This is a genomic window from Candidatus Pantoea bituminis (genome assembly GCF_018842675.1).
Classification (GTDB): Bacteria; Pseudomonadota; Gammaproteobacteria; order Enterobacterales; family Enterobacteriaceae; genus Pantoea; species Pantoea phytostimulans.
Window position 1 is genome coordinate 49,161 of the sequence record NZ_JAGTWO010000002.1, and the last position, 12,701, is coordinate 61,861.

At 50.2% G+C, this 12,701-nt stretch carries 16 protein-coding genes and 1 pseudogene; 8 read left to right on the forward strand and 9 right to left on the reverse strand.

Annotated features, from left to right (window positions below; genetic code table 11):
• The 3 genes from KQP84_RS02050 to KQP84_RS02060 all read left to right on the forward strand — a co-directional run bounded on the left by KQP84_RS02050 (position 1) and on the right by KQP84_RS02060 (position 2,860).
• Positions 1–885: a LysR family transcriptional regulator gene (locus tag KQP84_RS02050; RefSeq protein ID WP_215845023.1), complete on the forward strand. Its 885-nt coding sequence runs from the start codon at positions 1–3 to the stop codon at positions 883–885.
• Between the two features lie 205 nt (positions 886–1,090).
• Positions 1,091–1,306 carry an EexN family lipoprotein gene (locus KQP84_RS02055; RefSeq protein WP_215845024.1) on the forward strand — a complete coding sequence of 72 codons (216 nt, stop codon included), beginning with the start codon at positions 1,091–1,093 and terminating at the stop codon, positions 1,304–1,306.
• A 924-nt stretch (positions 1,307–2,230) separates the two neighbouring features.
• Positions 2,231–2,860 (forward strand): LysE family translocator, encoded by a 630-nt coding sequence (locus tag KQP84_RS02060; RefSeq protein WP_215845025.1) that lies wholly within the window; start codon positions 2,231–2,233, stop codon positions 2,858–2,860.
• Between the two features lie 515 nt (positions 2,861–3,375).
• Here the strand turns inward: KQP84_RS02060 and KQP84_RS02065 are convergent.
• Entirely contained in the window at positions 3,376–4,125 is a 750-nt protein-coding gene (locus KQP84_RS02065; protein ID WP_215845026.1) for a response regulator transcription factor, read from the reverse strand.
• A gap of 329 nt (positions 4,126–4,454) precedes the next feature.
• On the opposite strand from KQP84_RS02065, the gene KQP84_RS02070 reads away from it, so the two are divergent.
• The 3 genes and pseudogenes from KQP84_RS02070 (at position 4,455) to KQP84_RS25000 (ending at position 5,616) form a co-directional block, all read left to right on the forward strand.
• Positions 4,455–4,739: a hypothetical protein gene (locus KQP84_RS02070; RefSeq protein ID WP_215845211.1), complete on the forward strand. Its 285-nt coding sequence runs from the start codon at positions 4,455–4,457 to the stop codon at positions 4,737–4,739.
• Positions 4,679–4,909, forward strand: a pseudogene (locus KQP84_RS26090) (amidase family protein); the annotation flags it as partial. The gene KQP84_RS02070 and the pseudogene KQP84_RS26090, both read left to right, overlap by 61 nt.
• 47 nt (positions 4,910–4,956) lie before the next feature.
• The gene (locus KQP84_RS25000) at positions 4,957–5,616 is read left to right on the forward strand and encodes an amidase (protein WP_309140132.1); all 660 of its coding nucleotides are present in this window, start codon (positions 4,957–4,959) and stop codon (positions 5,614–5,616) included.
• A gap of 592 nt (positions 5,617–6,208) precedes the next feature.
• On the opposite strand, the gene KQP84_RS25005 is transcribed toward KQP84_RS25000, so the two are convergent.
• From KQP84_RS25005 to KQP84_RS02110, 8 genes are all read right to left on the reverse strand, one after another.
• On the reverse strand, positions 6,209–6,367 hold the full coding sequence (locus tag KQP84_RS25005) for a hypothetical protein (RefSeq protein WP_252515137.1): 159 nt from the start codon (positions 6,365–6,367) through the stop codon (positions 6,209–6,211).
• A 17-nt stretch (positions 6,368–6,384) separates the two neighbouring features.
• On the reverse strand, positions 6,385–6,513 hold the full coding sequence (locus KQP84_RS25745; RefSeq protein ID WP_256449260.1) for a hypothetical protein: 129 nt from the start codon (positions 6,511–6,513) through the stop codon (positions 6,385–6,387).
• Positions 6,514–6,527: 14 nt separating this feature from the next.
• Positions 6,528–6,761 (reverse strand): arginase family protein, encoded by a 234-nt coding sequence (locus KQP84_RS25010; RefSeq protein WP_309140133.1) that lies wholly within the window; start codon positions 6,759–6,761, stop codon positions 6,528–6,530.
• 24 nt (positions 6,762–6,785) lie between these two features.
• The gene (locus KQP84_RS25015) at positions 6,786–6,989 is read right to left on the reverse strand and encodes an arginase family protein (protein ID WP_252515138.1); all 204 of its coding nucleotides are present in this window, start codon (positions 6,987–6,989) and stop codon (positions 6,786–6,788) included.
• A 116-nt stretch (positions 6,990–7,105) separates the two neighbouring features.
• Positions 7,106–8,215, reverse strand: coding sequence for an NADH:flavin oxidoreductase/NADH oxidase (locus KQP84_RS02095; protein WP_215845029.1), 1,110 nt, complete (start codon positions 8,213–8,215; stop codon positions 7,106–7,108).
• Between the two features lie 105 nt (positions 8,216–8,320).
• Positions 8,321–8,464: a hypothetical protein gene (locus KQP84_RS02100; protein ID WP_215845030.1), complete on the reverse strand. Its 144-nt coding sequence runs from the start codon at positions 8,462–8,464 to the stop codon at positions 8,321–8,323.
• On the reverse strand, positions 8,461–9,516 hold the full coding sequence (locus KQP84_RS02105; RefSeq protein ID WP_215845031.1) for an MFS transporter: 1,056 nt from the start codon (positions 9,514–9,516) through the stop codon (positions 8,461–8,463). Before KQP84_RS02105 ends, KQP84_RS02100 begins: the two co-directional genes overlap by 4 nt.
• Before the next feature lie 11 nt (positions 9,517–9,527).
• Positions 9,528–10,505, reverse strand: a complete 978-nt coding sequence (locus tag KQP84_RS02110; RefSeq protein WP_215845032.1) for a quinone oxidoreductase family protein — start codon at positions 10,503–10,505, stop codon at positions 9,528–9,530.
• A gap of 26 nt (positions 10,506–10,531) precedes the next feature.
• Between KQP84_RS02110 and KQP84_RS02115 the strand changes: the two genes are divergently transcribed.
• Entirely contained in the window at positions 10,532–11,560 is a 1,029-nt protein-coding gene (locus KQP84_RS02115) for a LysR family transcriptional regulator (protein WP_309140121.1), read from the forward strand.
• Between the two features lie 260 nt (positions 11,561–11,820).
• Positions 11,821–12,684, forward strand: a complete 864-nt coding sequence (locus KQP84_RS02120) for an arginase family protein (RefSeq protein WP_215845033.1) — start codon at positions 11,821–11,823, stop codon at positions 12,682–12,684.
• The last annotated feature ends 17 nt before the right edge of the window (positions 12,685–12,701 follow it).

Here is a 12,701-nt window from a genome sequence, read left to right on the forward strand (position 1 = left end):
ATGGACAGACTGACTAGTATGGCCGTTTTCATTAAGGTTGCGGAAAAAGGTTCATTTTCCTCAGCAGCCGAAGCCGTAAACATTTCTCCTCAGATGGTTGCCAAGCATATTGTGGCTCTGGAGGAACGTCTGGGCACCACGCTGATAACGCGCACCACCCGACGGCAGAGTCTGACAGAGGTTGGCCGCGCTTATTACAATCGCTGCAGATTAATACTTTCAGAAGTTGAAGCGGCAGACTCCCTGGCTTATTCGCTACAGAATCTCCCGAAAGGTGCTCTGCGGGTCAATGCACCTCCGCTGTATGGGGCATATAACCTGTCTCCTCTGATCCCCGGTTATCTGTCCGTCTACCCGGATGTCAGACTTGAACTGACGCTCAATGAGCGAACTGTTGATCTCGTTGAGGAAGGGTATGAAGTTGTCATACGCACCGGCGACCCTGTCGATATATCACTTATTGCCCGTGCGCTGCCTCCCTTCAAGCTGATAGCCTGCGCTTCCCCCAAGTACATCAGAAACCGGGGCATGCCGCAGACCCCTTCTGATCTGGAAAAACACGACTGCCTGCCGGTAACAACGGGAGCTCCGGGAACTCCTCACATCTGGCAGTTCAGCAAAGCCGGTAAAACCGAAGAAATTTCAGTAACAGGGCGACTGTGCAGTAATGAGTGGAGAGCTTTGATGCATACAGCCATCAACGGGGGAGTCATTCTCGGACCTGAAAGCGTGCTCGCTGCTGAAGTCCGACAGGGGCACCTGACGCAAGTTCTAGCGCAATATGAAACTCCTTCCCGTCCCGTGAATATTCTGTATCCCGTCAGCCGGGGCCTTTCAGCAAAGGTGCAGAGCTTCGTGGATTACGTTATGAAAGAAATGACCTGACGGCGATTTCGGTGTGTCATTTATTCATACTTTCATAGGCAAACTGAAAAGAAGAAGGCTTACTGAAAGACGCCTGGTTCTCTCCATGAAACAGACTATCTGTCTCTAGTTAACAAATTAAATAAAGCCATTTTTTCACTAAAGAAAATTTTTTGCTCTCTTTATTTTTACTCATATTTTTAAATGGATACATGAGAGAGGACTTATGAAAGGATTAATTTTTACTGCTCTAGCTGTAATTCTTCTCGCAGGCTGTAAAGATGAACAGCGCGATGGAGATTATTATTCTAAAAGTCTGAATGAAGCCAGAAGCGTCGCGCAAAAGTGCCAGGACGAGGAGATCAGCGAAAGTAGCTGTATTGATGCTAAAGACGCGTTGTTCAGGGATAAGCTGGAGAATGCCAAGGTCATGCATAACTAATGGCAAAGCAATAGCATCAGTTACGGTAATGCTATTGCTGATAACAAGATATCAAATCAAAAACGTTTGAACGTTAAAAGCGGTTTTCAAAGCTCTGCTAATCGCTGAGTAATTGACCGCTCCGGGATTTGTTTTTCAGCGATGGTTCGATGAGTGAAATGACGATAAATTCATCCTTTACCGACAGAGACTCTCTGACCACCTCAAAACTTCCCTTCATCAGTTTTTCCTTCTAATCTTTTGTGCGTCCGGCTGCAAGACTGACGATTATTTTTGGCATTTTTATCTCCTGTATTTGCAGCGTTTTCTGGCGGCCCGTGCGTAGACTTCAGGTATGTAAGCAATACGGGATTCGTTATGGCTTTGCTTTCAGTATCACTATGGCCGATTCAGATTCCGGGCTTCTTAGCGTGCGTCTCGGGCATGAAACTCTTATCACCTACAGCCGCTGTGCGCCTGGGAACACTCAGTTCATGTGGCTAGCCGAGAGGAAAGAAGTTACTTTACTTTTCATATTCATCCCAATCCGGCCTCGGCGAATTATTACAAATACGGCGTTTGTTGTGAACCGAACTAAAAGGGGAATGAGCGTTGCCTTTACCGCGGACCTGGCTGCAACGCTGCTGGCAATGGTAATATAGCGTGTCTGCCTGAGACGCTAGCTGAGGTTGACGTACAGGCGGCAAACACCACTGTTACCGCGCCGCGCGAAAGCGGACTCTGGGTTCCGATTGATACCAAGCTGTTTCGGCCTGCTTTCAGAATGTCCTATGCGGTATGAAGAATACTGGAAAATTTTATTGATGAATAAGCGTGATTCCTGCAGCAGAGAACATCTGCTGATTTCGGAATTTATTCCTGAATTTTTGTGTGTCGTGAATAATGCATGCAAAAAATCACTTTTACTGAAAATAAGGACCGTCTGTGTTTGTATCTAGTCTGCTGGCTATTGCCGCAGTTCTCGTTATGGGCGTTATCAGCCCGGGTCCCAGCTTCATTTACGTTGCTCGCAATGCCGTATCCCGCTCCAGGTTGCATGGTCTGGTGACTGCGTTAGGTACGGGCGCAGGGGCCGCCCTGTTTTCCGTGTTGGCCATGGCTGGCCTGCAGAAGGTTCTTACCGCAATACCTGAAATGTTCATCGGACTGAAGGTCGCTGGCGGCGCGTACCTGATATGGCTGGCATACAAAATTGCCCGCGGGGCATCGCAGCCTCTGGACATGACTGCCGGAAACATGGCAGCCGGAAATTCACTGCTGAAGACCTTTCGCGACGGGCTTTTTACTCAGCTCAGCAATCCCAAAACAGCTGTCGTATTTGCTTCAATTTTCACTGCACTCCTCCCGAAACATATTCCGGTTGCCTTTTATTATATCGTTCCGCTGATGAGCTTCGTCATTGATGCAGGATGGTACTCGCTGGTTGCACTGCTGCTTTCCTCGGAGAAGCCACGTCAAACATATCTGCGCCTGAAAAGCAGAATTGATCTCATATCAGCCACCGTAATGGGGCTACTAGGCGCACGCCTGATTGTTACCTCACTGCACAAATAGCCTGCTTAAAGAAAAGGCTAAAGTACCTCTTTTTAACAGGTAGCATCAGCAATGGCCCCGAGCTCTGAAAACTACACGCGGCTGGAAAATAGCTATCGTGAGAAAGCATTAAAATCTACTTGTGAGTATATGGACGCTGTTTACGTAGTTTGTGTATTCGAACCTGCGTTAATTAACGGTCCACAATATCGAGCAGGATAATACCAATAACCTGGAAGATGAAAGTAAATGATAATTAAGGTAACTGTATTATCGATTTGCATTGAAGCCGCCAAATAGGCACAAGCGTGTGGGGGATAAAGATGAGTAAAAAGAAGTTGTTGCAGTAACTGATAATCACTTTGCTGATCTAAGACGGTAATCCTTATGAAAAAATAATGTTGGGAATTTAGGCTTTTGACACTAAGCATTGCTGCCAGCAAAGCCATGCTCAACCATGTTAAAGGATAAAATACGTGTTAGTGGAGATAGTGAACGAGATACTGTTAAGCGTTTTTTCAATGGCTGGCGTAAATTTATATTAGCGATCGTATCCGGGCGGCAACGCCGGCCCGGTTAACTACCCGGCATTTACTGAACACATTCTTTAGATGAAAGCGTACGGTTGTCACGCTGATACCTAATGCAGCAGCAATGCACTTATCTGATAATCCTTCAGCGATCATGCATGATATTTCAGCCTCACGCCTGCTGAGCTGGAGTAGACGCTGAAGAGGTTCATCATTCTTTATCTCTTTTTTGTCCCGGCTGCGTCTCATTTTACCCAGGCAGGCCGCCATTGAAGGCGCCAGCATATTCAGTCTTACTGCATCATCTTTATCAAAATCTCCCCGCGCCCGTTTCCGCCAGATACGAAAATCCCCGACACACTCGTCTCTGTTATAAAAATAAATATTGATGCCCCAGTACTGGTTGTGAGGCCGCAAAAAATCGTTAAAGAACTCCGTCCTGAGCAGCTCATGCTGGGGAAGAATTTGTGTAGCCGTGGTGGCGACTCGCCGGGCCATCATGGGAGCCGTCACTGGATCAATGAAACGGTAATATTCGCTCCATGACTTCAGTCTCTGAGCCGTTTCATTGACACCAACAGCCCGCTCAAAAAATTTCTTTTCGGTATTCCATAACATGGATGAGTACGTATCGGCATTGAGGTATTGCAGCATGAGTGAACCCAGTTCATGTCGCATAATATCTAGGTTTTCAGATACGGCCTGAAGGGCCATAAGCTCCCCCAATACGCGGCATTGTGTTGCACTCATATACATACAGCTTTTCCCGTGCTCAATAGATCATTAAGAAGCAATGACTGCACCAGCATGAAGCAGACGGGTATTCCGGTAGGGGAAGAAACCCTGATTTTCTGGTTAAGGCCATTTATTAAATCCTTCACTCCCTTTTAAGCAATTTATATACCAGTCTTAAAAAGTTTTACCGCTGGCTAGCATAACCCTGTCAGTTTCAACAGGTGTGCAGACAGTTCAGGACGGGTAGTGTGGCCGGGCAGCCAGTTAAGCGGACAACATGGAGTATGAAAGACGAACCGTGGCAGCAAATAAATTCGCATCTTTTAATGGTCCTGTGGGGAAGGAAGGGTATGAAACTGAAGAAAAGCGCAGCAGTATTTGTGGGGTTGTTGTCTACCGGGACTCTCTCAGGGGTTTCTGTGGCGGCTGATTCGGCATCAGAAAAACACCGGTTCAGCCTGAATGAAGCAACAATCTCATCTATTCGTAAGGCAGTGCTGGATAATGAGATATCGTGCCAGACGGTTGTCAGCTCCTACATCAAACGCATAGAGGAATACGATAAAAAGGGGATTTGCCTATTAACTCTGTCATTGCGATCAATCCTGACGCGCTTAAAAGAGCGAAGGAAATAGATGCAAATGCGTCCCTGAAAAGTCTCCCCCTCGTCTGCGCGCCCTTGATTATCAAGGACAATGTGGACGTTGCAGGCATGCCAGCCACCGCGGGTTCACTTGCTTTAAAACACAACATGCCATCTTCTGACGCCACACAGATTACCCGGTTGAAAAAGGCCGGAGCCATCGTACTGGCCAAATCTAACCTTGCTGAGTTTGCCTGGACGCCGGATTTATCCAACAGTTCCCTTGGGGGCTTACCAGAAATCCTTATGACCCGACCCGGACAACGGGCGGTTCCAGCGGAGGAACAGCTGCGGCTGTGGCGGCTAATTTTGGTGTGGCAGGACTTGGAACCGATACCGGCGCTTCTATTCGTGGTCCCAGCGCGCTGCAGAATCTGGTTGGTTTACGCCCTACGCTTGGAGCAAGCTCCCGTGCCGGTGTCATTCCCATCTCTCTTACTCGGGACACACTTGGCCCGATGGCCAGGACGGTGACTGACGCAGCCCTGATTTATCAGGCCACGTATGGCTATGACAGCCGGGATTCAGCCACACAGTCAGCCCGTAACGCACCCGCCTTTAATATCTCCTCGGCGCTGGTGCCTGGCGCAACCGCCGGTATGCGTATCGGGGTCCTTCGTCAGAACATAAACAGTGAACATGCAGACCCTGAAGTTATGGCACGCTTTAATGAGGCGGTAAGCGATTTACGCCGTCAGGGGGCGGTGATTGTAGAAATGGAGATTCCCGGCCTGAGCAAACTTGCTGATATCGCCTGGCCTAACCGGATGGAATATGATTTTAACGCCTATCTGGCTTCGTCAGGTAAGGATAACGCTGTGAAGACTTTCGCAGATGTGGTCAGGTCAAAAAATATATTCCTGAGCTGACTTCATGGCTGACTCCTCTGGTAGGCGTACCGGAACCTGAGCTGAATCCTGCTGAGAAAGAAGATGAGATAAAAACGTCGGCCCTTCGCAACGCGCTTATTAAGGCAATGGATCGCGAGAACATCAGTGCTGTCATTTATCCCACCTGGACCCAGCCTCCGCGTAAGCTTCAGGGTCTTAATGGCGATGGTGGAAATGATAATCCAATGATGGCGCATGCCGGTCTTCCTGCAATTACTGTCCCCATGGGAGATACAACAGGCCATCTGCCAACCGGCCTACAGATAGCGGGAAGACCTTTCTCCGAGGCGGTTATTTTCAGTATTGCATATGACTATGAGCAGTCCACGCATCATCGTACCTCACCCCTGTCAGTTCCTGCTGCAAACTGACAGTATACCTGGCCGTATTCGGGTGTATGACTGCACATTGTTGCAGCGCGAATACGCCAGGTTTTGTTAAATTTTCCTCAGCGTACGCTGCGCGCAGGAGCTTTCTGCGTTCAGGAACGAAATAAAGGCAGAGTGGACATGAGGTTCCTGAGATTAATCGCATCCCATGGAAGGTGCTCTGCGATTCCCAGCCCTACAACCTAAGCGTTTTCATCGGCCTGCCTGATCACAGATGCGGCTTCGTCAAGTGAAAGCTTTCCTTTAGCCACGCCATCCCATTTTCCGGACGGGTCATCCTGACGGGCGAACATCACGGCCCGGAAGCGATGGAAATCAAGCACGCCCAGATCGAAATGCATGGACAACTCCCTGATTTTTAACGCTTTATCCATTCACTGATTTTATCTGCGCCTTTTTTGATCTCATCAGGAGAGCAGGTATTGATACGGTGCTCAGCAATAAAACCGGCCTCGTAGTCGCTGGGATCATGAATGCCTGCGATCATTATCCTGCGCGGGTCTACCGTTTTTTAACCCGCATTGTCAGGTCAGGGTCGCCGTTTCCCATCAGGGCACCCACCACATGTCCATGTGCATTTTCATACTGGGCAGGCGTCATCACATCCGGATGTGTATCAAGCCAGAGGATGCCCAGGCCGTCTCCCCAGCGCTCGCTCAGCCAGGCAAAGGGTTCAAGGTCAATCAGGCAGTCGCCACCCAGAACCGCAATGCTGTCAGGAGAATGCTTACGAATGACGGCCGAAGCGCTGTCGAGGTCCTACATGACCTGGCTGCGGCCACGGATGCCGTTTTCATTCACCGTCTTCTCGCCAGGCTCTGTCACCGGGATTCGTTCAACCGGCATAGTCGTTTCTGGTACAAGCCAGGCAAGCATTTCTCCACCGAAGTGATATTCCGTCAGGTTTCCGCCGGCCCAGAGTGGAAAAATAATTCTCAGTGCTTTTGTCGGATTCTCTTGCATGGAGTTCTCCCTCTCAGTCTTTCAAGCTAATAGTTGCGTGTCTTTGCCGGTAACGGCGTTTAAAGCGGCAGTTCACCCGTTGTCCGTAGGAAAACGGCCCGCCTCTGCCAGCTCATTTAGCGTATGACTTCTTTTTCGAGCCACCATCCAAATGCAGGCGGCCAGCGGCTAAAACTGTCACCTTGCAGTGTTTCAGCGGCGTGCAGCGGCCAGTTCGGGTTATAAATCAGCTCGCGCCCAATGGCGACCAGGTCAGCCTTTGCGTGCTGAATAATATTATCCGCCTGACGGGCATCGGTTATCAGCCCCACAGCCATGACGGGAATATTGTTCTGCTCACGAACAGCCTGTGCATACGGCACCAGATAGCCAAAATCTCTTTTTATGCCGTGCTTGCCTTCTGCTGCGAATCCGCCGTTGGAGCAGTCAATCAGGTCAACGCCGTTCCGGGCCGCCTCACGGGTAAACTCCAGTGTATCGTCGAACGTTCGCCCACCTTCAGCATCGTCGGTCACTGAAACTCTTAACCAGAGCGGCAGATCGTCTGGCAAAGCCGCTCTTACGCGCCGGATAACTTCCAGTGGAAAAGCCATACGGCGGGTACTGTCACCACCCCACTGGTCATTTCGACGGTTGCTCAGCGGTGACAGAAACTGATGCAGAAGGAATCCATGCGCAGCGTGCAGTTCTATGACTCTGAAGCCCGCTTTTACGGCCCGCTCAGCGGCCTGCACAAATGCGGTGAGAATGTTTTCAATTTCATCAGAGGTTAATTCATGCGGCACAACTGCATCAGGGACATAAGGAACCGGAGAGGGACCGGCGACCTTCCAGGGTGACTTACCGCCGGCATCGGGTAAAGAGGCCAGAGGCTTCATGCCCTCCCACGGGCGCTGCACGGCGGCTTTACGGCCGGCGTGATGAAGCTGAATGGCAGGGACGCCATCCTGTGAGCCAATAAACGTAGCGATCCTTGCCAGCGCTGCGGTCTGTTGCTCATTCCAGAGGCCTACATCTCCCCAGGTCCCGCGACCATCACTCGTTACGGCGACAGATTCCATCATCACCAGCCCGGCACGGCCCTGTGCGTATTTGCCATACGTAGTAAGGTGCCAGTCATTTGCTACTCCCTCCTCGGCGGCATACTGTCCCATTGGGCTGACCACGATACGGTTGGGAATGACAATGCCGCGTGATTTAAACGGAGTAAATAAAGCCGCTTCCATTTTTCACCTCCTGATTTAATACCCGAAAAGCCCTGCGATTCCAGAAGAAAACGCAGGGCAAAATCCTGTATGCCCCCATTCGGCCCGCTAAAAGGCAAGCACACTTCAGCTTTTTTCAGTCAGCGTGCTGTAATAGGCGCTGTGCGGGTGCGCTCTGGCATTCCACAGCCAGATCAAAAGCACGCTGGGAACAATCACTGCCATACCGGTGAGGTAGGCAGTGCTGATACCGGCAGCGTCCACAATCAACCCGCCCCTGCGGAACCTGCCGCAATAGAGACCTGTGCAGTAAAAGTAAACATGGCCGAGCCAGCTTCTGCTTCGCTGTCGGATGCCTGTCTGTTGCCCAGATTAAGGCAAAGCGGTATCGCGCCCCATGCGGCTCCCCATATTAGTACCGCCACCACCAGAAGTAGATGAGAGTGACTGACAGCCATAATTGCCAGCGATCCGGCCATTAAAACCAGGCCTGCCGTAAGTGTTTGCTTCAAGTGCTGGTCAACAATTCGGGAGGCCACAAAATTGGCAATAAAACCCGAGACACCAAAACCGAGCAGTGTCCACGAAATGATGTCCGTGCCGATCCCTGCTTTTCTCATCAGCGGCGCTATGAATGTGTATGTCGCGAAGTGGGTGGCAAAACTCAGCGCAATCAGGATCACGCTTTTGCGACCCCGTGGCCGGAGTAAAAACCGTCCGAGTGCGCGCAGGTTTACAGACTCGCCTGCCTGTATTTGAGGCAGTAAAACCGCCTGCATCATAAAAGCCAGTGCCGCTAATACCGAGGCTGCAATAAACGCTCCGCGCCAGCTGAAATACCCGGATACCAAGGTGCCCATAGGAACGCCCAGCACCATAGCCGCGGTCACGCCGCCAAAAACGGCCGCAATTGCCGTGCCTGCCTTTTCCTCAGACACTAGGCTGCCCGCAGCCGCAAGCCCCATTGCCCAGAAGGCCCCCATGCTCATACCGGCAAGCGCGCGACCGATGAGCATGACCGTCCATGAGGGAGCCAGGGCGGATATCAATGCTGATGCAAACAGTAGCGCTGACAGAGAAAGGAGCAGACGCTTTCTGTCGGTACTCCCGGCGGCCATCAGCACACCGGGGGCAGCCAATGCACCCAGCAAGCCCGGAAGCGTCATCATGAGTCCGGCATGACCAGAAGAGATGTGAAACGTGTCAGCCACATCAGGGAGAATGCCGACAGGAATAAACTCGGTGGTGACCGATGCAAAAGCACCTAAAGCCAGTGAGCCGACGGCCAGCCCTGGGCTGCGAATACCCTGTTTATCTTTCATCTGATGCCTGCTCATTGTGCGAGACTGAGTATGATCGAGCCGGTAGCCTGGCGCGACATCAGCCGGTCATAGCCTTTCTCGACGTCTTCAAACGAATATACGCTGTCAATGAACGGCTTCAGTAATCCCGTCCCGGCAAGCTGTACGAGTTTATCAAGGCCTTCCCTGTCCTGAGCCGGCGTGTCGTTGTGAACAGCATACCCCTCAATAACTTTTTCATTAACAATGAGATCCAGCAGATTCAGTGAAACTTCTTTGCCAGCAGTAAAGCCGACTGAAACCACACGGCCACGCGGGCGGACAGCGTTGTAAAGAACTAAGAACAGGGGGCCGCCTACCGGGTCAAAAGCCGAATCAGCACCGGCTCCACCGGTCAGCTTTCGGATCTCTTCTCCGGCATCCTGCAATGTCCAGTTAATGGCCGCATAAGCACCGACCTTCAGCACATGCTGAGCTTTGGATTCAGAAGAAACCAGCGCAATAGGCTTTGCACCCAGCACACGCGCAACCTGTACCAGCGCATGGCCAACGGAGCCGCTCGCGCCCGAAATCAGCACATACTGACCTGCCTGAATGTGTCCTATTCGTGTCAGTGCCTGATATGCCGTCAGATAGTTAACGGTAAATGCCGCACCTTCATCGAGAGAGAGCGTATCGGGCAAGGCTACGATTCTGCGGTTTTCCACACTGGCCCATTGCTGATATAGCCCCTCCTCTGTGATACCGAGCTGACCTGACCCGTATATGGCTACCCGGGTTCCTTTTGCGAATGAATCACTCTCCTCAATGATGCCTGATGCCTCGTTGCCCTGAACCAGTGGCACGGGCGTTTCGCCATAGCCGCCGGTGCGGATCGTGTTAGATAACTGATTTATAGTGGCGCCGTGCAGCCTGACAAGAGAGAAACCCGGCTGGCGGCGGGGTATTTCACGCTCTTCTGACGTCATAACCGGAGAAGGACCTGTTTTACTGGTAACCAGTGCTTTCATATACATTTCCTGGACAAAACTGGCCGGTGTCCGCAGACAGTGGCCTGGTGGAAAATAAGTCAAACCTCAAGGATAACCGCCATATTAAAAAGAAAAAGATGCTTAATTTGACATGTCTGTACATATATATGGACAATAAACTGACTCAAAAACACGGAGAGAATATGAATCAATTACTGGCTATGCGTGCCTATATACGCGTTGTGGAGTCGGCCTCATTTATACGGGCAGCAAGCCAGCTCAGCATGCCGCGCTCGACGGTCAGTAAATTAATTACCGACCTTGAGAAACATCTTGAAACGCGCCTCATCCGCAGAACAACGCGCACGGTAACGGTAACGACCGAGGGGCTTGAATATTACCGGTACGCCGTAAAACTGTTAAACGGCGTGGATGAAGCCGACAGCGCGGTACGTGGCAAAAAGCAGAAACCCCGCGGTCACCTCCGGCTGGAAGTGCAGGTGATCTTTGCATGTACTTTTCTCATCCCCGCTCTTCCGGAATTTTATCGTGAATATCCCGACATTACGCTTGCGCTGGGTATAAATGACAGAACTGTCAATATGGTGGGCGAGGGAGTGGATTGCGCTATCCGGGCAGGCACCATACAGGACCTATCGGTTATTGCTCGCCCGCTTATTAATATGCATTATATTACCTGCGCGTCACCCGCCTACCTGAGCGCGATGGGCACACCGCGTCATCCTCATGACATACAAAACGATCATCGCTGTATTAACTACCATTCAGCCTCATCAGGTAAAACGGATCCCCTTATCTTTCATCGTGGAGATGAAGCTGTTGTGGTAAATAACTGCCTGTATTCTGCCAGTGACGGCAACGGACTGCGGGATATGATAATGGCCGGATTGGGGGTGGGTCAGATCCTGCGAGAATTTATTGAGCCAGAAATCAGAACCGGGAGGCTTGTGCCTGTTCTTACCGACTGGAACCGATCTCCACTTCCCTTTCATATCATCTACGAACGGGATAACCATCAGAATGCCCGCCTCAGAGCTTTTGTGGACTGGATGACTGAGAGATTTGGCCGGTAAGAGAACAGGTATTTCAGTCATCTTGGCTGACGCAGGGTCAGCTATGCCCGAATACAGCAGCAATTCAGGCGCTGCATTTCAGAAAAAAATTTCCGTTCGCCCGGTACAGCCTGATTTTCATCAGTAACCAAATCCAGCATAAGAAAGAGTTATGACCCGAACTAAAAATTCGGTAGACGGCTGGCTGCCGACACGTATAGTGAACGAGCGCTCATTCATTTAGTTAACGAGACCCGGATTCTGGGTGAAGGTGTTAAAGTATGAAAAATCTGAGAATGATATTTCCGATGTGGCAGGGTGGCAATCTGACTGCCTACAAACAAGGCGCAGAACTTCTCGCCATGCTGGCACCGGAAGCAGGAAAAGAGACTACCACTGTTACGGTTCCGGTACACATACCCAGAACAGATTCTTCCGTAGAAAGCGGTATCACGGGTCGTAATAACCTCAAAGCTGAGCTGGAAGCTGCAGATTCCTTAATCAGGGAAAATACTCCCGACAGCATTTGCGTGCTTGGTGGGGACTGCCTTGTTGATTTAGCGCCGTTTGCCTGGTTAAGTGAACAGTATCAGGATGGATTTGGAATATTATGGTTAGATACTCATCCAGACGTTATGACGCCTTCACAGTATCCTAATGCTCATGCTCATGTTCTTGGCGCTCTGATGGGGAATGGGGATGAAATGTTGACCAGGCATGTAAATAAGCCAGTTCCCTCATCAAAAATTATGATCGCCGGGATTCACAGCCCGAATGCATACGAGCACGAATTTCTGGAAAAAAATAAAATAAATCAGGTTTCACCTGAAGAGATGATGAAGGGTACAGATCAGTTAAAAGAATGGATTGAAAAAGAGAAAATTACTCACCTAGCAATTCATTTCGATCTGGATATTCTTGATCCAAACAAATTCACCTCACTTAATTTTAATAATCCTTATGCTAAACCATCTGATTTTGAGGGGATAGCGCAGGGCAAACTTGAATTAGAAGATGTTATTAACTGGATACTGGAAGCTAGCAGTCTGACTAAAACGGTTGGGCTGGGAATTACAGAATACTTACCTTGGGATGCAATAAGATTAAAAGATGCCCTGAGTAAAATACCCATTCTTACTGAATAATTAATTAAGGCGGGATG

Excerpts from the sequence above, each read along its gene's own strand:
- KQP84_RS02065 (WP_215845026.1), bottom strand. The coding sequence starts at position 4,125 with ATGTATATGAGTGCAACACAATGCCGCGTATTGGGGGAGCTTATGGCC.
- KQP84_RS02050 (WP_215845023.1), top strand. The coding sequence starts at position 1 with ATGGACAGACTGACTAGTATGGCCGTTTTCATTAAGGTTGCGGAAAAA.
- KQP84_RS02055 (WP_215845024.1), top strand. The coding sequence starts at position 1,091 with ATGAAAGGATTAATTTTTACTGCTCTAGCTGTAATTCTTCTCGCAGGC.
- KQP84_RS02120 (WP_215845033.1), top strand. The coding sequence starts at position 11,821 with ATGAAAAATCTGAGAATGATATTTCCGATGTGGCAGGGTGGCAATCTG.
- KQP84_RS25005 (WP_252515137.1), bottom strand. The coding sequence starts at position 6,367 with ATGCATTTCGATCTGGGCGTGCTTGATTTCCATCGCTTCCGGGCCGTG.
- KQP84_RS02105 (WP_215845031.1), bottom strand. The coding sequence starts at position 9,516 with ATGAAAGATAAACAGGGTATTCGCAGCCCAGGGCTGGCCGTCGGCTCA.
- KQP84_RS25745 (WP_256449260.1), bottom strand. The coding sequence starts at position 6,513 with ATGATCGCAGGCATTCATGATCCCAGCGACTACGAGGCCGGTTTTATT.
- KQP84_RS02070 (WP_215845211.1), top strand. The coding sequence starts at position 4,455 with ATGAAACTGAAGAAAAGCGCAGCAGTATTTGTGGGGTTGTTGTCTACC.
- KQP84_RS02095 (WP_215845029.1), bottom strand. The coding sequence starts at position 8,215 with ATGGAAGCGGCTTTATTTACTCCGTTTAAATCACGCGGCATTGTCATT.
- KQP84_RS02110 (WP_215845032.1), bottom strand. The coding sequence starts at position 10,505 with ATGAAAGCACTGGTTACCAGTAAAACAGGTCCTTCTCCGGTTATGACG.
- KQP84_RS25015 (WP_252515138.1), bottom strand. The coding sequence starts at position 6,989 with ATGCAAGAGAATCCGACAAAAGCACTGAGAATTATTTTTCCACTCTGG.